This is a genomic window from Bacillus sp. BML-BC051 (assembly GCF_019656175.1).
Taxonomy (GTDB): domain Bacteria; phylum Bacillota; class Bacilli; order Bacillales; family Bacillaceae_G; genus Bacillus_A; species Bacillus_A mobilis.
The window spans coordinates 43,751-66,056 of the sequence record NZ_BPLI01000017.1 but is presented as its reverse complement, the minus strand read 5'-3'; the positions used below and the strand labels follow the sequence as shown (position 1 = coordinate 66,056).

At 35.7% G+C, this 22,306-nt stretch carries 19 protein-coding genes, 1 riboswitch and 1 other annotated feature; of the genes, 13 read left to right on the top strand and 6 right to left on the bottom strand.

Annotated features, from left to right (window positions below):
- Positions 1–384: 384 nt before the first annotated feature.
- From K5S59_RS08330 to K5S59_RS08315, 4 genes are all read left to right on the top strand, one after another.
- Positions 385–1,932: an ABC-F family ATP-binding cassette domain-containing protein gene (locus tag K5S59_RS08330; RefSeq protein WP_000054853.1), complete on the top strand. Its 1,548-nt coding sequence runs from the start codon at positions 385–387 to the stop codon at positions 1,930–1,932.
- Positions 1,933–1,937: 5 nt separating this feature from the next.
- Positions 1,938–3,131, top strand: a complete 1,194-nt coding sequence (locus K5S59_RS08325; RefSeq protein WP_001293745.1) for an MFS transporter — start codon at positions 1,938–1,940, stop codon at positions 3,129–3,131.
- A 159-nt stretch (positions 3,132–3,290) separates the two neighbouring features.
- Positions 3,291–3,524, top strand: coding sequence for a DUF3955 domain-containing protein (locus K5S59_RS08320; RefSeq protein WP_001079271.1), 234 nt, complete (start codon positions 3,291–3,293; stop codon positions 3,522–3,524).
- A gap of 100 nt (positions 3,525–3,624) precedes the next feature.
- A complete protein-coding gene (locus K5S59_RS08315; protein WP_098872259.1) occupies positions 3,625–3,864 on the top strand; it encodes a DUF3947 family protein in 240 nt (79 codons plus the stop codon).
- A gap of 33 nt (positions 3,865–3,897) precedes the next feature.
- On the opposite strand, the gene crcB (K5S59_RS08310) is transcribed toward K5S59_RS08315, so the two are convergent.
- Together crcB (K5S59_RS08310) and crcB (K5S59_RS08305) are read right to left on the bottom strand one after the other, a co-directional pair.
- Positions 3,898–4,254 (bottom strand): fluoride efflux transporter CrcB, encoded by a 357-nt coding sequence (gene crcB / locus K5S59_RS08310; protein WP_000969611.1) that lies wholly within the window; start codon positions 4,252–4,254, stop codon positions 3,898–3,900.
- On the bottom strand, positions 4,251–4,655 hold the full coding sequence (crcB, locus tag K5S59_RS08305) for a fluoride efflux transporter CrcB (RefSeq protein ID WP_212981771.1): 405 nt from the start codon (positions 4,653–4,655) through the stop codon (positions 4,251–4,253). Before crcB (K5S59_RS08305) ends, crcB (K5S59_RS08310) begins: the two co-directional genes overlap by 4 nt.
- A gap of 55 nt (positions 4,656–4,710) precedes the next feature.
- A riboswitch (Fluoride riboswitch) is annotated at positions 4,711–4,770 on the bottom strand.
- A 217-nt stretch (positions 4,771–4,987) separates the two neighbouring features.
- Between crcB (K5S59_RS08305) and K5S59_RS08300 the strand changes: the two genes are divergently transcribed.
- From K5S59_RS08300 to tyrS, 5 genes are all read left to right on the top strand, one after another.
- Positions 4,988–6,046, top strand: a complete 1,059-nt coding sequence (locus K5S59_RS08300) for an endonuclease/exonuclease/phosphatase family protein (RefSeq protein ID WP_000734849.1) — start codon at positions 4,988–4,990, stop codon at positions 6,044–6,046.
- A 27-nt stretch (positions 6,047–6,073) separates the two neighbouring features.
- Complete coding sequence (locus K5S59_RS08295; protein WP_098872260.1) at positions 6,074–7,576, top strand: DUF4077 domain-containing protein; 1,503 nt, start codon at positions 6,074–6,076, stop codon at positions 7,574–7,576.
- A gap of 196 nt (positions 7,577–7,772) precedes the next feature.
- Positions 7,773–8,168, top strand: a complete 396-nt coding sequence (locus K5S59_RS08290) for an SET domain-containing protein (protein ID WP_000573653.1) — start codon at positions 7,773–7,775, stop codon at positions 8,166–8,168.
- Between the two features lie 388 nt (positions 8,169–8,556).
- Positions 8,557–9,474 (top strand): UDP-N-acetylmuramate dehydrogenase, encoded by a 918-nt coding sequence (gene murB, locus K5S59_RS08285; protein WP_001057086.1) that lies wholly within the window; start codon positions 8,557–8,559, stop codon positions 9,472–9,474.
- Positions 9,475–9,571: 97 nt separating this feature from the next.
- Positions 9,572–9,787, top strand: a binding site (T-box leader).
- A 52-nt stretch (positions 9,788–9,839) separates the two neighbouring features.
- Complete coding sequence (gene tyrS / locus K5S59_RS08280) at positions 9,840–11,099, top strand: tyrosine--tRNA ligase (protein WP_001021073.1); 1,260 nt, start codon at positions 9,840–9,842, stop codon at positions 11,097–11,099.
- Positions 11,100–11,292: 193 nt separating this feature from the next.
- Here tyrS and K5S59_RS08275 read toward each other — a convergent pair whose 3' ends face one another.
- From K5S59_RS08275 to K5S59_RS08265, 3 genes are all read right to left on the bottom strand, one after another.
- Positions 11,293–12,471: an NAD(P)/FAD-dependent oxidoreductase gene (locus K5S59_RS08275; protein ID WP_120450984.1), complete on the bottom strand. Its 1,179-nt coding sequence runs from the start codon at positions 12,469–12,471 to the stop codon at positions 11,293–11,295.
- Positions 12,472–12,515: 44 nt separating this feature from the next.
- The gene (locus K5S59_RS08270) at positions 12,516–12,956 is read right to left on the bottom strand and encodes a DUF1641 domain-containing protein (protein ID WP_001115309.1); all 441 of its coding nucleotides are present in this window, start codon (positions 12,954–12,956) and stop codon (positions 12,516–12,518) included.
- A 430-nt stretch (positions 12,957–13,386) separates the two neighbouring features.
- On the bottom strand, positions 13,387–13,734 hold the full coding sequence (locus K5S59_RS08265) for a winged helix-turn-helix transcriptional regulator (protein WP_000760478.1): 348 nt from the start codon (positions 13,732–13,734) through the stop codon (positions 13,387–13,389).
- Positions 13,735–14,126: 392 nt separating this feature from the next.
- Here K5S59_RS08265 and K5S59_RS08260 point away from each other — a divergent pair, with 392 nt between their 5' ends.
- The 4 genes from K5S59_RS08260 to K5S59_RS08245 all read left to right on the top strand — a co-directional run bounded on the left by K5S59_RS08260 (position 14,127) and on the right by K5S59_RS08245 (position 21,581).
- Positions 14,127–15,290 (top strand): MFS transporter, encoded by a 1,164-nt coding sequence (locus K5S59_RS08260; RefSeq protein WP_212982017.1) that lies wholly within the window; start codon positions 14,127–14,129, stop codon positions 15,288–15,290.
- 15 nt (positions 15,291–15,305) lie between these two features.
- Positions 15,306–16,145 carry an aldo/keto reductase gene (locus K5S59_RS08255; RefSeq protein ID WP_000793573.1) on the top strand — a complete coding sequence of 280 codons (840 nt, stop codon included), beginning with the start codon at positions 15,306–15,308 and terminating at the stop codon, positions 16,143–16,145.
- A gap of 124 nt (positions 16,146–16,269) precedes the next feature.
- Positions 16,270–17,199, top strand: a complete 930-nt coding sequence (locus K5S59_RS08250; RefSeq protein ID WP_120450983.1) for a thioester domain-containing protein — start codon at positions 16,270–16,272, stop codon at positions 17,197–17,199.
- A 575-nt stretch (positions 17,200–17,774) separates the two neighbouring features.
- Complete coding sequence (locus K5S59_RS08245; protein ID WP_212982016.1) at positions 17,775–21,581, top strand: putative mucin/carbohydrate-binding domain-containing protein; 3,807 nt, start codon at positions 17,775–17,777, stop codon at positions 21,579–21,581.
- Between the two features lie 41 nt (positions 21,582–21,622).
- Here the strand turns inward: K5S59_RS08245 and K5S59_RS08240 are convergent, their stop codons facing one another.
- On the bottom strand, positions 21,623–22,261 hold the full coding sequence (locus K5S59_RS08240) for an NAD(P)-dependent oxidoreductase (RefSeq protein ID WP_000689893.1): 639 nt from the start codon (positions 22,259–22,261) through the stop codon (positions 21,623–21,625).
- Between the last annotated feature and the right edge of the window lie 45 nt (positions 22,262–22,306).

Here is a 22,306-nt window from a genome sequence, read left to right as displayed (position 1 = left end):
CTTTTAAGTATTAAGGAAGGTGCAGAACATGCTTTATATAAAATTTGTAAAACTCATTAGAAAACTTTGCTCCGCACAAATGTATACGGTGAAGCGTTGTACGGAGCTTAATCAAGGGGTATAAATCCCCTATATTCATCGGCTGAATAACTTTTCGAAAAAAGTATAGTTTACCTATGCTTATTTGGTTATGGTTTTTCAGCTGATGTATAAAATAGATTAAGGGGCCATAGACAATGCTTTGTCTATGGCCCTTTGTGTATATTATTCCCATGAGTTTTTACTGTAAATTGGAGTAGTATGGGAAAAATCACGAAGCAGAGGGCTAGTGTCGAATGACGCTATCTCTCTGCTTTTTTTAATTTCAGGAAAAGAGGATTAAAAATGAGTTTACTTAAAGTTGAAAGTTTATCACATAGTTTTATAGACAAAGTATTATACGAAAATGCTTCTTTTGATTTGCATAAAGGAGAACATATGGGGATTGTTGGACAGAATGGTGCAGGAAAAAGTACGTTAATGAAAATATTGGTGGGGGAAATTATTGCTGATAAGGGGAGCATTAAGTGGCAACCAAATATTCAAATTGGACATCTTGATCAATATGCAGAAATTGATGGGAGCTATACCATTTCACAATATGTAAAGCGGGCCTTTTATGATTTGTTTGAAATGGAAAAGAGAATGAATAAGTTATATGAAGAAAGTGTGATGACTGGAGATGAGAAACAACTATTGAAAGCAGCTGAAATACAAGAGCAGCTTGAGGCTCGTGATTTTTATTCAGTAGACAGCGTAATAAATAAGGTGGCAGCAGGTTTAGGTATTGATGCTATTGGGATGGATCGTGTTATTGGGGAATTAAGCGGAGGGCAACGGACAAAGGTAATTTTAGCAAAGCTTTTACTAGAAGAGCCTAATATTTTATTACTAGATGAACCTACGAATTTTCTTGATAAAGAGCATGTTGAATGGCTTGCTAATTATTTAATGAATTTTGAAGGAGCGTTTATTGTCGTATCACATGATTTTGATTTTCTAGAAAAAGTGACTTCTTGCATATGTGATGTAGAGTTTGGAACGGTGAAGAAGTATTACGGAAAATACTCAGATTTTGTAAGACAAAAGGAGCATTTGCGAAAAGATTATATGCGCCAATATTATGCACAGCAAAAGAAAATTGAAAAAACGGAAGAGTATATTCGTAGAAATATTGCTGGAGTAAATTCTAAAATAGCACAAGGACGTAGAAAGCAGTTGCAACGTATGGAAAGAATTGCACCGCCAAGTTTTACTCATAAACCGTTTATTCATTTTCAGGAACTTCCCATTTCAGTTCAGACGGTTCTGGAAGTAAATAACCTTGAAGTTGGTTACGATTTTGCTCTCTTACCAAAATTGAATTTTTCAGTAATGGGTGGGGAAAAACTTGTTATTACAGGGTTCAATGGGGTAGGGAAATCTACTTTATTAAAAACAATCGTTGGAAGTATTGCTAGCATTTCTGGAGAATTTCACTTCTCAGAGCAAATAAAGATTGGATATTATGAGCAAGATTTAAATTGGAATAATGATTCTTTAACGCCGCTTCACATTATTTCGGAACAGTTTCCTAAACTAAGCGTGAAGGAAATACGTCATCATTTAGCTGCGTGTGGTGTGAAGGATACTCATGTTTCCCAAGAAATACGTACGTTGAGTGGTGGTGAACAATCAAAGGTTAAATTATGCGGGTTGTTATTATCACCTTGTAATTTCTTAATCTTAGATGAACCGACAAATCATTTAGATGCAGAAGCAAAGGAAGCTTTGCAAAAGGCGTTAATACAGTTTAAGGGGAGCGTTATACTTGTATCTCACGAAGCGAGTTTTTATCTTGATTGGGCAGATAGTATTTTTAATATAGAGACAGGATTAGTTAAGGGGGTGTGAAACATATGAGTGAAAATAATTGGAAAACGAAAATTATATTATTTTTGACCGCTCAAACGATTTCGTTGTTCGGTTCATCTCTCGTACAGTACGCGATTATATGGTATATCACCCTTACAACATCATCGGGGATGATGTTGACCATTTCAACTGTTTGCGGTTTCCTACCACAAATCGCGATTTCTTTATTTGCAGGTGTGTGGATTGATCGTTACGACCGTAAAAAAATGATTATGTTATCGGACGGGGTTATAGCAATTGCTACGTTAGTTTTAGCAGTTCTATTTGTAACAGGATATAAAAGTATTTGGTTACTTTTTATAGTACTACTCATTCGTTCAGCTGGGACAGGGGTACAAACGCCAGCTGTGAATGCATTAATCCCACAAATCGTTCCGAAAGATCATCTTATGAAAGTGAATGGGATAAATAGCAGTATTACATCTTTAATTATGTTTCTTTCTCCAGCAGCAAGTGCTGCAATTCTTTCTATTGCTAGCATTGAAACGACATTTTTTATTGATGTTATTACGGCTATGATTGGAATTAGTATTATGTTTATCATTCAAGTGGAGAGACATGTGAATACAGAGAGTAAGCAAAAATCTAATCTACAAGGTATAAAAGAAGGCTTTGCTTACTTAAAAGAAAATGTATTTATTAAAAGGCTACTCTTTTTATTAATCATTGTCATGATTTTAATAAGTCCAGCCGCCTTTTTAACACCTTTAATGGTAACTCGTTCTTTCGGTGCAGAAATGTGGAGACTTACTGCTAGTGAAATGACTTTTAGTGCGGGGGCGGCAGCTGGTGGCGTATTGATTGCGGCATGGGGTGGTTTCCGTAATCGTATGCATACAACGGCGCTAGCTTGTGCGTTGTATGGACTGCTTATGATTGGACTAGGGATTGCTCCGGTATTTATTGTGTATTTAGTATTTAACTTTTTAATTGGTATAACAATGCCGTGCTTCAATACACCGGTTACCGTGTTATTGCAGGAAAAAGTAGAGCCTTCTATGCATGGGCGGATGTTTAGTCTTGTACAAATTGCTAATTCATGCGCGCTTCCTTTAGGAATGATAATATTTGGCCCATTGGCTGATATGTTTAGTGTAGAAATTTTGTTAATTTATGCTGGGATGTTCGTGCTATTGTGTGCGATTTATGTTGTAGTAAGCAAGAGGTTTGAAGTGTAAATATTTATGTTTGAAAAGGTTTGTGAGGCAATTTAAGGTGCTTCATAAACCTTTTTCGATTTATACTAATCAATAATTATTTATTGTAAAACAATAAATAATTATTGACGATTGATTTTGTTTTAGGTAATATGATGTTAACAATCTAAGGGGAATTATATGAATAGAGGAGAATGTGAAATGATAAATAAATACGTAGTAGCTATTTCTTTTGTGATTTTAGCGATCATTTCTTTAGCTATACATGCTTCAAACAGTAAAGTGGGAGCGAATGGATTCCTTGAAGAACCTTTCTTTTTCCTAGTACCAATAAGTTATGTATTGTTCTTGAGTGGTATTGGTGTATTACTATTTGGATTTGTTACTTCAAAGCTGAAAAAAAGTAATAGATAAAATGAAGTTTAAGTAGTGAGGGATCCATTAATCAGGACAAAATACTCACTATAAAATAGGAACATACTATATGGAAGAAAAATAATAAGTGAGCTGAATCATGATGAATCATTATTTTTATAGTGGTAGACAAGTGGGAGCAGCTATTACACTGGCAGGAGCACAGGAGACAATTCATGCTGTGAATCAGGCGATTCAAATGCAGCAACAAGCATATTTTGCACAAATGATGCAAGGGCAGTATATGCCTTACTCACAGCCTCCAATGCAAATTGTACATTACGATGTGCATCCAGCGGGTTTATTTTCCATTCCGTATGGCGGGACATACTTCTTATGAAAGAAAGCGACTGATTAGAGTCGCTTTCTTTTTTTATATTCCGCCTAGTTTCATGCCAAGGAATGCAAAAAGGATACCAATCATATAAGTGGCACTTAAATATAGAAATAGTATGCCAAAGTTTTTGCGGTTGAAAAGCTGAATAGATTCTAATTTAAACGTCGAAAATGTCGTGAAGGCACCCATAAATCCAGTCCCTAATAATAATTGCCAACTTGTAGTGACGCCGTTGCCAATTATATATCCAAGTAAAAACGCTCCTGTTATATTGATGAGAAATGTAGCAATTGGAAAGGAAGTTTTATTTCTTTTTTTAAACCAATTGCTAATTGCAAATCGTGTAATAGCACCGAAGAAACCTCCAGTTGCCACTAATAAAGCTTCCATCATAAGTGATCACCTTCCGTAAGTTGTTTCTTAAGTAAGAAATCACCTAATGTATAGCCAATACCAGACATAATGAGCCCACCAAGTATACTGCATGATACATATAAGAAAGCTATACTCCATTCAGAATGATTGATTAATTGCACAGTTTCTACACTGAATGTCGAAAACGTCGTAAAGGAACCGATGAATCCAGTTCCAATGCCTGTAATAATTTCTGAAGGCAAGATATTTCTCCGAGCGATATACGTAGTTAGCCACGCTAATAAGAAGCAGCCGGCTAAGTTAATAAGTAATGTAGCTAATGGAAATGAATGATGCCATGAAGTATGAATAATAAGACCTAAATAATAGCGAGAGAGGGCTCCTAATATACCGGCTATGCCAACGATAATATAAATCAATTTCTTCACCTCTTTAAAATAGCTTGCTCAAAAAAATAGACTCCTACCAGTAGTTATACTGGTAGGAGTCATTAGCTAAGCAGCAGTTATGGCGAACTCCATCGCCTATGATTATTACATATAGTGTACTAAACATTTTGTTGGATTTCCAGTGAAGGAGTCGGGGCATTTTGTATTTTTGCTAATTTAAGAGCGAGAATAATTACTTATAAACTAAATATAGTGATATAGGGTTTTCGATGTGATAAAATATTTCTTATGTCTGTCATTCAGTTTTAGTTAACTGAAAATAAAGAAAATTAAGCTATGTGTTTTAGAAAAGGGGCGTTTATTTGAAAAAATTATTAAAAATAGTACTTATATGTATTTTAGTAGGGGTGGGAGTTGTAGGTGGTTTTTTAGCGTATATGACACTTACAAAAGAACAGCCAGCTGATGTTATAAGCTTGAAGGTGGAAAATAATAAGGAGCGTGTATTAGCGCCTGACAATGAGTTTAAAGTTACAACGTTTAATATTGGATATGCTGGATTAGATAAGGATCAAGATTTCTTTATGGATGGTGGAAAGGGATCTGGTTCAAGTAGTAAAGAGCAAACGGAAACGAATTTAAAGAATATGCTTTCGTTTTTACAAAATGAGAATAGTGATTTTGCGTTATTACAAGAAGTTGATATAAAGTCACTGCGATCTTTTGATGTAAATGGGCATGAATTTTTGAAGAAGGGATTACCTGATTATGCTTCGTCGTTCGGAAAGAACTATGATACAAAATGGGTTCCCGTCCCAATTACAAGTCCAATGGGATATGCGGAGGCCGGACTAAGTACGTTTTCTAAATATAAGGTTCAAACAGCGGAGAGGTTCCAGCTTCCTGGAATGGAGCCTTGGCCAAAGCGTTTGTTTGATTTAGATCGAGCGATTGTTGAGCACAAAATCCCTGTTAATAATGGGAAGTTTGTTAGACTCGTAAATTTACATTTGTCTGCGTATGATGAAGGCGGGAAAATTAGAAAACAGCAAGTAGAGTTTTTAAAAGAATATATGAACAAGCATTATGAAAATGGTGATTACGTAATAATGGGCGGAGATTGGAATCAATTACTTTCTGATGTTCAGTTAAGTGATCCGAAGTTTGTGAAAGAGCGTCCTGAATGGTTAGTAGAGTTGCCGAAGAACTTTACTAATGGTGGCTTTAAGTGGGCTGTAGATCCGTCTGTTATGACGGTGAGAGATGATGTGAAGAAGTATGTGGAAGGTGAAAATTTTGTCACGATTATTGATGGCTTTATCGTTTCACCGAATGTTGAGATTGTAAATGTACAAGGGAAAGATTTAAAGTTTGAAAATAGTGATCATAACCCAGTGAGTGCGGTCTTTAAGTTGAAGTAATTAAGTGTAGAAAGTGGGACTTTATATATGGAGTGGTTAAAGAAAACTTGTTTTTCTAGCCTGGAGAAAGAATCACAGAAAAATCATTTATTGCTGTTTATCACGATTTGTAGTTTCTTCCTCGGAATAATCGCGATTGGGTATTACGGATATATTTTTACAGAGAGAGCAATAGCGTTTTGGGTTTGCGGTATTTCAGTTGTCGTATTTGGAACGCTCCTTACTTTTATAGAAAGCATGGAAGCAATGTATAAATATATCATGACATTTATGCTGCTTATTATGTCTTTCATTATGGTACAAGCTTTTAATGAAAGTCCGGCTGTATTCCAAATGGTCTATTTTACATTAGCAGTTTCACTTATTTATTTAAGTGAACGTCTCGTTATCATTCTCGGCGGAGTGGCGGTTGTTATTACATTTATTCTTTGTAGTTATTGGCCGGAGCAATTTTTTGCTTATACAGCGGCATCTGAAGCTGCAAACTTCGCAAGCTTGTTAGCAATCGTAACGATTGCTATGTGGGGCGTAACGAAGATTGGCTCTAATCTGCTAGCTCGTTTAAGTGATGAGAAGCAAGAGGTAATGAGGAAAGCTCAGGAGCTAGAAGAGACTCAAAGACTTATTGAGGAAACTGTTATGAAACTAGATAGTAATTTCAATCATTTAAGACAAAATATGAATATATCGATGGAGTCGATGAGTGAAATTAATTTCGCTTTTGAAGAAGTGGCAGTTGGTACCCAATCACAATCAGAGATGATGTATCGTTCGGTGGAAGTATTGAATGATATGGAGGGGAATATTGAACAAATTATTTCTCAAGTAAGAAATGCATCGATTCGTGTTGATGAAAGTTTAGAAATTTCAAAGGGTAGTGTACATACTTTACGAAATTTTGAAGCGAATATGAGAAGTTTAAATGATGTTGTTTCACAATCAGGAATTATATTTAGAGATTTAATGATGCAGTCGAAGCAAATTAATGAAATTGTAGATGTAATAACGAATATTTCAAGTCAGACGAGTTTGCTAGCTTTAAATGCAAATATTGAAGCGGCAAGAGCAGGAGAGCATGGAAAAGGATTTGCTATTGTAGCGAATGAAGTATTAAAGCTTGCTGAAGAATCGAATCGTTCTGCGGGGAGAATTCAAGGTATTTTGAAGGAGTTTAGTAATCAAGCGAGTAAAGTGGAAGTACAGGTAGAGAAATCAGAAAGAGTACAAGAAGAATGTAACGAAATGTTAGCAAGTGTTTTAACAAATGTAACGGATTTAGGGAAGTTTATTGATGTAATTAATGATGTAATGAGAGAGATTGTTGATCATCAAGAAAGTTTCCAAGTTAAAACGACGAATATCGTAAAGGATGTTACGCATGCTTCTAATGTAATTCAGCAAACTTCTGCTGCTACGGAAGAAGTATTGGCAAGTGTGGAAGAAGAAAAGCATCGAAATGATACATCGGTGAAGACGTTACATACTGTTAACGAGCAAGTGAAGTTGCTAGAAGATATTCTAGAAAAGTAATATTTCTTGAAAAGGGCACACTATGTGTGCCTTTTTTTATTTAAATGAATACTTGATAGTAATTTAATTGCTTTTCTGCGCGTTTTCTGCCAAGCTTAAGGAGATAAAGTGAGACTAATACCTACTGATTATTAGTTGAACCCCTGCAAATAGCGGGATAAAATACTTCAAAGAAAGAATTATATAGGTGACGCATATGATTGAAGTTAAGACTTCTGAACTTAGTGATGGAGAATTTAATAGAGGTGTATTTGCAACTCGTGATATTAAAAAGGGTGAGTTGATTCACTCAGCGCCAGTTATCTCTTATCCGAATGAACAGCATGAACACATTGAGAAAACGTTACTTGCTGACTACGCATTTGAGTATGGGGTAAATCATACGGCATTCCTTTTAGGATACGGCATGTTATTTAATCATGCATATAATCCGAATGCAACGTATGAAATTGTCTTCGAGAATCATACGTTTAACTTCTTCGCTTATAAGGATATAAAAGCGGGAGAAGAGATTCTAATCAATTATAATGGTGAAGTTGATGATGAAGAACTATTATGGTTTGATAAGGAAAAAGAAGAGAACGAAAAGTAAATTATAATAAGTAAGAAAAAAGATGCTTTTACATAGGTAAAAGCATCTTTTTTATTGATGAAAATAAAGTAAAGATTACAAAAAAATACCACTTTATTTTCGTGTGATATAGTAAGATACTGAAGGATAGTGTTTTGAAAAAGTAATATATTTTACAAATTGTTGTCTTTCTGATGACATGTCAAGTTTAGTAGCTCATTTGGGTTGCTTTATTATGCAATATATATTTTAATATGAGTGGCACCTCTTATAAATTAAGAGGTTTATAGGTGTCTCGAATTGATTTTGGGTACACTGTATCCACCACTTTAGGTTCGTTCATGTATGTGGGGATATTATGGGCCCGTATAACGGGATAAAAAGAATATAGAAATAGAGGAATCGTAAAATGAATATGCAAGAGGTTTATGAATATTTAAGTACGGTATTGCCTGAAGGTCATGTGAAACAAGATGAAATGTTAAAGAATCATACGCATATTAAAGTTGGTGGAAAAGCAGATGTGTTCGTTGCACCGACAAATTATGATGAAATTCAAGAAGTTATTAAATATGCTAACGAATATAATATTCCAGTTACGTTTTTAGGAAATGGATCGAATGTCATTATTAAAGATGGTGGAATTCGCGGGATTACAGTAAGTTTAATTCACATTACAGGTGTGACTGTAACAGGAACGACAATTGTAGCACAGTGCGGTGCAGCAATTATTGATGTATCACGTATTGCATTAGATCATAATTTAACGGGTCTTGAGTTTGCTTGTGGTATTCCAGGTTCAGTTGGCGGAGCATTATATATGAATGCTGGTGCTTACGGCGGTGAAGTATCGTTTGTATTAACAGAAGCTGTTGTAATGACAGGTGATGGAGAGCTACGTACTTTGACGAAAGAAGCATTTGAATTTGGATATCGTAAGAGTGTATTTGCGAACAACCATTACATTATTCTTGAAGCGAGATTTGAACTTGAAGAAGGTGTACGTGAAGAAATTAAAGCAAAAATGGATGATTTAACGTTCAAACGTGAATCAAAACAGCCTCTAGAATATCCTTCATGTGGTAGCGTATTTAAGCGCCCACCAAATAACTTTGCTGGTAAATTAATTCAAGAATCAGGACTACAAGGTAAACGAATTGGCGGAGTGGAAGTTTCTCTAAAACACGCTGGATTTATGGTGAATGTAGATAACGGAACAGCACAAGATTACATTGATTTAATTCACTTCGTACAAAAGACTGTTGAAGAGAAATTTGGCGTGAAATTAGAGCGAGAAGTAAGGATTATTGGAGAAGATAAAGAGTAACGAAATACGTATGAAAATGTGAATTATTTTAAAATAACATTTGGGTATTGTTGACAATTTGTTTTCAATTCAATATAATGGCTAATAATTTAACAAATAATATACGTTGAAAGAGCCCAGTAGCAGTTTGTCACTGTTAATGAGAGAGCTAGGGGTTGCTGGAACCTAGCACAAACAAACTTGCGAATTACACTCTGGAGTATCTTAGGTAATGCTAAGCGGATTGGCAATCGATATTATTGCTAAGAGTGGTATGAGTAGCTATGCTATTTATACAAACTGGGTGGTAACACGGTGAATAATCGTCCCTATGTCATAGACATAGGGACTTTTTGTTTTCAAAAAAATAGAGGGGATGACAAAAGATGAATATTATTGATGAATTAGAATGGCGCGGTGCCATTAATCAACAGACGGACGAAGAAGGTTTACGTAAGCTAGTAGAAGAGAAAAAGATTTCACTATACTGTGGAGTTGATCCGACTGGTGATAGTATGCATATTGGACATTTGATTCCGTTTATGATGATGAAGAGATTCCAGTTAGCTGGCCATCATCCAGTTATTTTAATCGGCGGGGCAACAGGAACAATTGGTGATCCGAGCGGACGTCAATCAGAACGTCAACTTCAAACGTTAGAAGTCGTTCAGCATAATGTGGATGCGTTAACAGCACAAATGAAAAAGCTATTTGATTTTGGCGGAAATAGCGAAGTGAAGATGGTAAATAACTACGACTGGACACATGAAATAAACATTATTGAGTTTTTACGTGATTACGGGAAGAACTTTAGTATTAATAGCATGTTAGCGAAGGACATTGTAGCAAGTCGTTTAGATACAGGTATTTCTTTCACAGAATTTACGTACCAAATTTTGCAAGCGATGGACTTCCATCATTTATACACGAAAGAAGATGTGCAACTGCAAATTGGTGGTAGTGACCAATGGGGAAATATTACGAGTGGTTTAGACTTAATTCGTAAGTTAGAAGGGCACGAAGCGAAAGTATTCGGATTAACGATTCCGTTATTATTGAAATCTGATGGTACGAAGTTCGGTAAATCTGCAGGTGGTGCGGTTTGGCTTGATCCTGAAAAAACAACACCGTTTGAATTTTACCAGTTCTGGTTGAATACAGATGACCGTGATGTAGTGAAATACTTGAAATACTTTACGTTCTTAACGAAAGAGCGCATCGATGAATTGGCAGTGAAGGTAGAAACAGAGCCTCATAAACGTGAAGCGCAAAAAGTATTAGCGGAAGAAATGACGAAGTTCGTTCATGGAGAAGAGGCATTTTCACAAGCAGTGAAAATTACAGCAGCGTTATTTAGCGGAGATATTAAATCGTTAACAGCTGATGAAATTGAGCAAGGATTTAAAGAGATGCCAACATTCGAGTCTTCAAAAGAGACGAAAAACATCGTAGAATGGCTAGTTGATTTAGGAATTGAACCATCTAGACGACAAGCGCGTGAAGATATTAATAACGGAGCTATTTCTATGAATGGTGAAAAAGTAACGGATGTGGGCACGGATGTTACTGTAGAAAATTCATTTGATGGACGATTTATCATTATTCGTAAAGGGAAGAAGAACTACAGCCTAGTTAAATTAGGATAATAATTTGTGTGAAAGGATGGGAGTAGGAAGAATACTTCCATTCTTTCATATACACAATTTAGACATAAAATAATCAGTAAATTTAGATAATTTAAAGGGTTATATGGTTCTTCTGCCGAATAAATAAGTTAGAGAAAATTACGGATAAAAATAGCCCGAATCATGCAGGGCATGATTCGGGCTTATATTCAGATTAGTAAGCTAAGCTGAATAGACCTTTAATGTGTGATAAGTAACGAACGTTACTTGCTTCTTTCATTAATGATGCTGGTAAGCCTTTAAGTGGAGTATTGCTTGCTCCGATTGTAGCAACAGCATCTTTACGTCCTAGACTAGCAAGTGTTCCAGAGTTTACAGGTGCGAACTCTTCGAATGCTTTGCCTTCTAGTGCTGCGTATAAGTTGTATCCAATTAACTCACCCATTTGCCAAGCGATTTGTGCAGTTGGTGGGTATGGACGTCCGTCTGGAGCGAAGACAACAGCGCTGTCTCCAGCAACGAATACGTCTTTGTGAGAAGTAGATTGTAGGTATGCATCAACTGTTGCACGACCACGGTTTACTTCAAGACCTGATTCACCGATTAATGGGTTACCTTGTACGCCACCTGTCCAAACGAATGTGTTAGCAACAAGTTTTTGACCGTCTTTTAAGTCGATTTCATTGCCAGCAACGTTTGTTACAGGAAGACCAGTTAAGAATGTAACACCGCGTGCTTCTAGGCTAGCAGTTGCACGTTCGATTAAGTGGTCTGGTAATACTGGAAGGATTTTTGGACCTGCTTCAACAAGAAGAAGTTTAACTTCTTTTGGATTTACGCCGTGGCTTTTTGCAAGTTTAGGCATAATGTCAGCAAGCTCACCAACTAGCTCAACGCCAGTTAATCCGCCACCACCGATTACGATTGTAGCATCAGCTTCGTTTTTCGTTTTCGCGTATTCACGAATACGGTCTTCAACGTGTTTGTAGATTTTGTTTGCATCAGCAGCAGATTTTAATACCATGCTGTTTTCTTCCAATCCTGGAATACCGAAGTAAGCAGTTTTACTTCCTAAAGCAACTACAAGTGCATCGTAAGATAAAGTAGTGCCACCAGCTAGTTTAATTTCTTTGCTATCAACTGAGAATGACTCAACTGTTGCAATTTTAAGATCGATGTCTTTACCTTTGAAAAGCTTTGTAAGTGGCATTGCAATTGCTTGCTCAGCAACGTTACCAGCTGCAAGGCGGTGTAGTTCAGTGATGATTTGGTGTGTTGGGTATTGGTTAATCACTGTAACTTGTGCTTCTGATTTGCTGTAATATTTACGTACGTTTAAAGCGGCAAGAAGACCGCCATAACCAGCGCCTAAGATGACAATTTGTTTTGACATAGTATGATATCCCCCGTCTTTACTAATTGTTGTTATAAGTTAAATTATTTATTGTTACGTTCTGCACTAATTTGAAGGTATGCGTTCACAAAGCGGAACATTTTTTGTGCTTGTGGGTCTTTTAATAATTTTAATAGACCGAACAGGCCGATAACTTCGTTGCTTTCGTCAGCACGATCTTTCGCTTCGATTGCAGTAGCAGCCATGCTTTTCACTGTATCTTTTACAGGTTCTACAAGCTCTGTGATTGCACCAACAGTGTCGCTTTTTAATACTTCATCAGTAGCAACAGTTTGAGCGAAGTCATAAGACTTAGTTAAAATATTAACAAGCTCAGTTAATTTTGGAAGCTGTTCTACTAGTGTAGTTAATGATTCTTGTACCTCAGGTTTTAACAACTGATCAAGTACATCAAGTTGTCCTTGGCTAGCAGAAATTTGTACAGTTTCTTGTTCTGGCTTTGTTTGAGTCATAGTTTCTGGCATCTCCAATTCTCCTTTACGATAGCAATACTCTTATTTTTGATAGGTAAGACAGTAAACGTTTGCGAAACTTTATACAAAGTTTCACAAAGCACAATAAAATGCCTTTAAATTTATGTCAGCAAGTAAGCTGAAATCATAAATCCAAAACCATAATGTCCTACCTATTATTTATGAACTGTCCGATACATGGCTTGTCCGCATAATGGAAAGTTCCTTTATCGGAAAGTGTATATAATATATATCCTATATTATATACTATATACACCTATGTTAACATAAAAATGATTCCTAATTATTTGATATTAAGCGTATAACGTAGTACTGACAAGGCATGAAAGCGCATAAAATATTTTGTTACGGTTAGAAATGTACGTATATATAAATAAAAAAAGGAAAAAATGGACAAATTTATGTTCATTTTTTCCTTTTTTTATTGTTCACCTTCTGTTATTAGCATCGATGTGTTACCGCTTTTTTCAAGATGGCATTCGCCCCAAGTACAAAGGGAATCAAGAATGGATTCTAAAGACCAACCGTAGTCTGTAAGGGAATACTCTACTTTTGGTGGTACTTGATTGTATACCTTTCTTTGAATAACTCCATCTTCTTCTAATTCGCGTAATTGCTGCGTTAACATTTTCTGTGTAATACCAGGCATAAGACGTTTTAATTCACTCGTTCTCTTTGTACCTTTCGTTAAGTGGCAAAGAATAACGACTTTCCATTTTCCACCGATAACCTCTAAAGTCGCTTCAACGGGAATGTTATATTTCTTCATATAAAAATCTCCTTTGATGAATGTAGATTCCAGTTCTCCCACAAAAGAAGCTAAATAATTTAAATGTTACTAAAAAGTGCCTATAGCACTTTAAAGTACGTACTTTTTATCATGTTGAATATGTTCCATAATAGCATAAGTAAGAAGGAAATGAGTAGTACGGTACTAAAAAGTGCCTATGTTACTTTTTGGTACCTATCGTACTTTCAAGTGCGTTCTTCAAAAAAAGAGTGAAGCCATTCATAATAGCATATATGAGCAGTAAATATATTTTTGTAGAAGAAAAAAGGCCTTTTTTCATACTATTATGATTGGATTTCTCGCATTAAGGAGGAGTTCAATTGAATTCATATACAGTATCTTCTTCGGCAGTACAGACGAATCGAAGAAGTATGTTTGCTTTATTAGCGCTAGCAATTAGTGCGTTTGGAATTGGTACAACCGAATTTATTAGTGTCGGTTTATTACCATCTATTTCAGAGGATTTACATGTTTCTGTTACAACAGCGGGTTTAACCGTTTCTTTATATGCATTAGGAGTAGCGTTTGGTGCTCCGGTATTAACGTCATTAACAGCTAGTATGTCGCGAAAGACGTTATTAATGTGGATTATGATTATTTTCATTATTGGTAATGGAATTGCGGCAGTGGCAACAAGTTTTACTGTGTTACTTATCGCGAGGGTTGTATCTGCGTTTGCGCATGGTGTTTTTATGTCGATAGGATCCACAATTGCGGCTGCGCTTGTACCAGAGAATAAACGTGCGAGTGCAATTGCATTTATGTTTACTGGTTTAACTGTTGCGACTATTACAGGTGTGCCAATTGGAACATTTATTGGTCAGCAATTTGGCTGGAGAGCATCGTTTATGGTAATTGTGGCAATTGGAATCGTTGCCTTAATTGCCAACAGTATGCTGATTCCGTCTAACTTGAAAAAAGGTACATCTGTATCATTTCGTGATCAATTCAAACTGATTACGAATGGAAGACTATTACTTGTATTTATCATTACTGCATTAGGGTACGGGGGAACATTCGTAACGTTTACGTATTTATCTCCGCTATTACAAGAAGTAACAGGATTTAAATCAAGTACTGTTACAATTATTTTGTTAGTGTACGGAATCGCAATTGCGATTGGGAATATGGTTGGTGGAAAATTATCAAATCATAATCCGATTCGAGCGTTATTTTACATGTTCTTTATTCAAGCGATTGTATTATTTGTTTTAACATTTACAGCGCCGTTTAAATTCGCTGGATTCATCACAATTATTTTTATGGGACTATTTGCGTTTATGAATGTTCCAGGACTACAAGTATATGTCGTTATATTAGCTGAGAGATTTGTACCTAGCGCTGTTGATGTAGCATCCGCGATTAACATTGCAGCATTTAACGCAGGTATTGCTCTTGGTGCTTACTTGGGCGGTATTGTAACGAACTCGTTAGGGTTAATTCATACAGCTTGGGTAGGTGGCATCATGGTAGCAGGGGCTGTTGTTTTAACAGCGTGGAGTATGACATTAGAAAAAAGAAATCAAGTGAAATAAGGGAGAGAAAATATAATGAAAAATTTACAAAGTACAACAACATTGCATAACGGTGTAGAAATGCCTTGGTTCGGTTTAGGTGTATTTAAAGTAGAAGATGGACCAGAACTTGTAGAAGCTGTAAAATCGGCGATTAAAGCAGGATACCGCAGTATCGATACAGCTGCGATTTATGGAAATGAGAAAGCTGTAGGAGAAGGAATTCGTGCTGGTATAAAAGAAGCAGGGATTTCTCGAGAAGATTTATTCATTACTTCAAAAGTGTGGAATGCAGATCAAGGATATGAAACGACACTAGCTGCATATGAAGAGAGCTTAAAAAAATTAGAGCTAGATTATTTAGATTTATATCTTGCTCATTGGCCTGTAGAAGGGAAATACAAAGATACGTGGAGAGCTTTAGAAACACTTTATAAAGAAGACCGCGTACGTGCAATTGGCGTGAGTAACTTCCAAATCCATCATCTGAAGGATGTACTAGAAGGCGCAGAGATTAAACCGATGATTAATCAAGTAGAATATCACCCACGTTTAACACAAAAAGAATTGCAAGCGTTCTGTAAAGAGCAAGGTATTCAAATGGAAGCATGGTCACCACTTATGCAAGGTCAATTATTAGATAACGAAACATTGCAAGAAATTGCTGATAAGTATGGTAAAACGACAGCTCAAATCATTTTACGTTGGGACCTTCAAAATGAAGTTGTAACAATTCCGAAGTCAACGAAGGAACACCGCATCGTTGCAAACGCTGATATATTTAATTTTGAATTAACGAAAGAAGATATGGAGAAAATCGATGCGTTAAATGAAAATCATCGCGTTGGTCCAGATCCTGATAACTTTGATTTCTAAACTTATAGTGGAGAGAAAGAGTGCAAACAGTTTGCACTCTTTTTTGTTTTGTTTATGTATAAAAAAAAATTCTAACTAAATAATAAACAGAAGAAAATTTGTTATTTCATAAGGGGTTGTAGACATGAATATAAAACGATCGTTCAAGATAATGGGCGCTTTTTTGAGTGTTTTATTTGTATTTGCGAACTTATTATTTCCACTTCAAAAAGCATTCGCGGAAGTTATGGATCATACAAAGTATGAAATGGATTGGAGTTATAGTAAGTCAAAGAAGAAACCAATTCGAACAGAGCTTATTAAAACAGCAGATGGTAAAATTGCCTTTTGCTTAAATGTGGATTTGAAATCTCCGAGTGGTCAAGATTTACCAGAAATGGGGAAAGTGGATATTAATGTGTACCGTGTACTATTGAATGGATATCCACAAAAGAGTCCACAAGAATTAGGTGTTTCTGATTGGAGAGAAGCACATTATGCAACGCAGCTTGCAGTATGGAATGCGTTAAAGCAAATCGATATTAATGATTTAGATTTCCGAAATAAAAATGTAGAAAAGGTAACGAAAGATATCGTTGCAAAAGCAAATGCTAGTGAGGAATTACAAGAAATTACGATGAGCGTCGTGCCATCAGAAGAACAACAAGCAGTGTTGAAAAATGATTTCTTTGAAACAGGTTTATATACAGTAGAAACAAACGCGAAAAGCGGAACGTATAAGGTGCAAGCAACAGGTGCACCAGCGGGCGCGAAGTTTGTAAATGAAAAAGGCGAAGCGAAAATGGAATTTAATGTGGGAGAAAAGTTCCGCATCTTAATTCCAAAACAAACACCAGCTGGTGGATTTAGCTTTAAAGTAATAGGAAAATTAACGAAGCTACAAGGTATCGCGCATAAGGGTACACCGACAATTCAAAATGCAGTCGTATTACTTGAGCGCAGTGAAGAAAAAACAAGTCCGGAGTTATCGGTAAGTTGGAAAACAACAAATGGTCATGATAACAATAAACCACATACTCCAAATGAACCACATAAACCGAATCAAAAGAGATAATGAAAAAGCATTGGCTGTGTGCCAATGCTTTTTTATACGAATTAAAATTATATTAGGAAAATTAAATGTGGGATAAAATTACCGTTTATACAGTTTAAACTCTATTTAGAAATAATATAGATATATTAAAATTCAAACGTTACAATTAATAGATTGTATTCACGAAATTGTAACATTATTCTGATTGGAAAGGCTATCAAACAGTGTAGAAAGCGTGTAAAATTCAGTTGGAAAAACTACCTATAGATGGTCATATATGAAGAAAATGTAAGTTTCTATTATTATTCACAACTTTAGATGTATAGATGACAATACTGAAATATATCTTTTACTATTCTCTTTTTTATGTAGAGAGAACTCATCACAAGTAGAGGGAAGTGAGGAGGATACGTTACATAAAAATTTTTATAATGTAAGAAAGTGAATACATTGAGAGGAATGCGGTAGTAATTGATACAGGTGCGCGAGGTGTTAGTCTATTCGTTAAATGTTTTTATAAAAATAATAGGATGTCTTATTAAATGAATATTTATATAGGAAGGTTTTTCTAAATAAAGGAACAGGGGACACAGATTATGTCGAAGAAAAAGACGAGTAGGGTATTAGTGGCTGGAATATGTATATCTACATTATTATCGCCAGTAGCTTTCGAAGCATCGAAAGGATATGCAGCACCTTTGGAAGAAAATAAAGGTGGAAAATTAGAAGAGGTTAAAGAGAATAAGTTTGAGCAAAGGACGTTTCATGTACCTGGAAAAGGTGATATAGAAAAGGAAACGAAACGCTTAAAAGTAAGTTTTCCCCTTTCGGTTAACGAACCGACTGGAATTTATGCAGCGCCAAACGAAAAGATTACAATTGAAATAAAAGGAACGCAGTCTATTCAAGCTTTTATGGGAACGAGATCATATGATGAAAAGGACCCTGAAAAGTTTGATTTAAAACCTGGTAAAAATGTTATTTCATCACCAAATGGTGGTATTTTATATTTTTACAATATGAACGACGAAGGTGAGGTAACGGCTTCTGTTACGAATGGTGGTAGCCATTTTCCTTTGTTTATTTTAGGTAAGCATACGAAAAAAGATTTTGATGAAATGTTGAAGAAATATAAGGATCCTTATGCAGTTGAATTAAAAGGTGAGAGAAGTTTAATTACTGCGAGTTATAATGCTGTTCAAGATCATATGAACGATACAGATCCAACAAAGTTAATGAAATTACATGATAAGATTATTCGTTTGGAAAATGCAGTAGCAGGATTATCTGAGGGCGGTATTGGAGTCGCAAAATCTCCAAATCATTACGTTCAGTTTGTTGAAAAACGGAATCCGGATGAAGATGACTTCATGTTTGCAACAAATTATCATACAGGATATATTCCAAGCGCAATGAATAGAGTTTTAGATATAGAAGTGCTTGAAAAGGATGGTTGGGGACCATGGCATGAAGTTGGGCATTTACATCAACAAAGGCCTTGGGACTGGGATGCTGTTGGGGAAGTAACAGTCAACATTTATTCTTTAGCAGTACAAAAAGCATTAGGGAATAAACTAGAAATGGAAGAACATTATGAAAAATCATTTGAGTATTTAGAAAGACCTATTGCCGAAAGAGTAATTGATGAAATTGATCCGCTTACGATGTTTTGGCAATTAAATATCGTTTATGGGGAAGATTTTTATCCTACATTGCATCAAGCGTATCGCTTGTTATCTGAAGAGGAATTGCCTACTTCTGATGAAGAGAAAAAGCAAATGTTTGTTTATATGACATCAAAAGTGGCAGGACAAAATTTAGTTCCTTTCTTTGAGGAATGGGGATTAACGCCAAATGATGATATTAGAGAGAAAATAGAAAAATTAAATTTACCTAAATTAGAAAAAGAAATATGGAAAGCTACAGATAGTAATGATATTCGCGAGAAGCAAGTTGAACCGTATAAAGTTCCGTATGGTGAACCTGCTAATGAGGTACAAAACCTTGTAGTTGGTACGAATTTTGATGAAGAAAAAGCGGATAAACTTGTTCAAAATTTAGGTGAGAATGTAAAAGTAACAGGTAAGATTGTATGGCCTAAATTAGAGAATGGGAAACAGGAAGTGTTAGTAGAAATTGAGGATGAGAAGGGAAATAAAAATTCAATTCCTGTTCAAGTTAATGGTATTTATGGTGACAGTATCATTTTTCAAGGAATTTCAAATGATGTAATGTCAACAGTGACGCTTCGTCACAATGAAAAAGAATTAAATGTAAACTTTACTAGTAATAAAATACATTACCGTTTTGAAAAAGAAGAATATATGGGTTTAACAGTATATGATCGAAATGGAATTGAAAAGAAACGTGTATCAGCAGAAGGGCAAGAAACTGGAAAAAGATTTGCTGAACTAAATGGAGTGGATTTTGAATATGGAGATGTAGTGAAAGTATTCCATGCAGAACCAAGCCGTCTGAAATGGTACCAAAATAATAAACTTGCAGATCAAGGGAAAGTTAAAAATAAAAAAGAAAAATTCTTTAAAATTACTCCGCAAGGCTTTGAATTAAAAGGTAGTTTACAAGAAGTAACGGCGAAACCACAACAAGTAGTAGTAGGAACAGACGTTGAGAAGCTAGATCCAAAAGCTTTTGTTGAAGTAAAAGACGGTGAAGTAGTAGGTTTTGTAGAAAAACCAAATACAACAAAAATTGGTGAACAACAAGTAAAAGTAGAAACGAAAGATCGTTTTGGAAATAAGCAAGTGACAGAGGTACCTGTAGAAGTAATTTATGGAGATAGCATTGTATATGCAGGATATGGCGATGATATTGCTTCAATTGTAACTTTAAAGCACGAAGAGAAGAAATTCCATGTGACTGATATGGATAGCGAGATTCATGAGTATTTTAATAAAGAGCTATACATGGGTATCACGTTATACGATCGAGACGGAAAAGAGAAAAAACATGTAACAGCAGAAGGGCAAGAAACTTCAAAGAACTTTGCAGAGCAAGTGAATGGAGTGCAGTTTGAGTATGGAGATGTTGTGAAAGTATTCCACGCAGAACCGGATCGTTTGAAATGGTATCAAAATAATAACTTTGCCGGTCAAGGTAAGACGAAAGTAGAAAAAGAACTATTCTTCAAAGTGACAGAAAAAGGCTTTGAGAGAATGGATATGCTGCAAGAAGTAACGGCGAAACCGCAACAAGTAGTAATCGGAACGAATAGCGAAATGTTAGACGCAAAGAAGTTTGTTGAAGTAAAAGGTGGAGAAGTAGTAGGTTTTGTGGAAAAACCGAATACAACAAAAATCGGTGAACAAACGGTGAAAGTAGAAACGAAAGATATTTTCGGGAACAAGAAAATAACGGAAGTATCACTAGAAGTGACGTACGGAGATAGCTTGGTATTTAGAGGGTTAAATTATAGCACTGATATTAAATCGATTGTAACACTGCAACATAATCAGAAAAAGTTCAGTGCAACAGCTGATTCGAATCCAGTGCATTACCATTTTAAAGATGAAATGTATTTTGAATTTGCATTACTTGACGCAGCCGGAAAAGAGAAAAAGAAAACAACTGTAAAAGGTGTTGAAAATGCGGCAGAGTTTGCAAAAGTGATTAATGGCTTAGAGTTTGAATACGGTGACGTTGTAAAAGTATATCACGCTGAAGCAAATCGCTTAAATTGGTATCAAAATGATAAACTTGCTGGCCAAGGTAAGGTGAAAGTAGAAAAAGAACTATTCTTCAAAGTAACAGAAAAAGGTTTTGAGAGAGTCGAGACGCAACAAGAAGTAAAAGCGGTACCACAAAAAGTAGTAATCGGAACAAATAGCGAAACGCTAGATGCGAAGAAATTTGTTGAAGTAAAAGATGGAGAAGTAGTAGGGTTTGTAGGGAAACTAGATACAACAAACGTTGGTAAGCAAACAATAAAAGTAGAAACGAAAGATATTTTTGGGAACAAGAAAGTAACGGAAGTACCAGTGGAAATAACATATGGAGATAGTATAGTATATCAAGGTGTATCAAATATAATACGTTCCATTGTAACGTTAAATCATGATGAAAAGAAATTACATGCAACATTTACAAATGAGACAATCCATTATCGTTTTGTGAATGAGCGATATATAGGTCTTGCGATTTATGATCAAAATGGCAATGAGAAAAAGCGTATAACGGCAGAAGGACAAGAAACTTCAAGGGATTTTGCTGAGCAAGTAAATGGCACCTCATTCCAGTATGGGGATGTAGTGAAAGTATATCATGCTGAATCAGATCGCTTGAATTGGTATAAAAAGAGTGAGTTAGTTGGAAAAGGAGATGCGAAAAAGTTTAAAGAAATTTCCTTTAAGATTACTCCGAATGGTTTAGAGCAAGTACAATAATAAAAAAAGCTCGTAAACATTATGTTTACGAGCTTTTTCTATTATTCAGCTTCAGAAACAACTGTGAAGCGTTCGTTTACGTGTTTTGGATTTTCGATTTCATCAAGTGCTGCAACTGCGAAGTCTTCGTAACTTACGTAGCTATCACCTTTTGCGTTAACAAGAAGGTTGTCTTTGCCAGCTGTATAAGAGCCTGTGCGTTTTCCTAATGCAAATAGTGCAGAAGGGCTGATGAATGTCCAAGTAATATCGTTAGTTTGTTGCAGAATTTCTAAGTTTTTTCCTTGGTTTTGAGCTGTTGCAAGGTATTCATTTGGGAAACCTGGTGTATCAAATACACGTGTTGTTTTCTCTTCGTCTACAAATAAGCTTCCAGCGCCGCCAACTACAAGTAATTTTGTGTTAGGTGCACCTTTCATCGCTTCAATAAGTACGTTTCCTGCATCTACGTGAAGGTGTTCTTCGCCTGCTGGAGCGCCGAATGCATTTACAACTACATCAAATGCTTGTAGGTCATTAGATGTAAGAGAGAATACATCTTTCTCTAAAACTTTTACGTTTTCTTCTGTAATTTTTGCAGCGTTTCTTACGATTGCAGTTACTTCATGTCCGCGATCTAATGCTTCTTTTAAAATACGACTTCCTGCTTTACCAGTTGCTCCGATGATTCCGATTTTCATAATAAATCCCTCCAAAGTGTTTTGTTAAAGTGTATATCTGAAAGT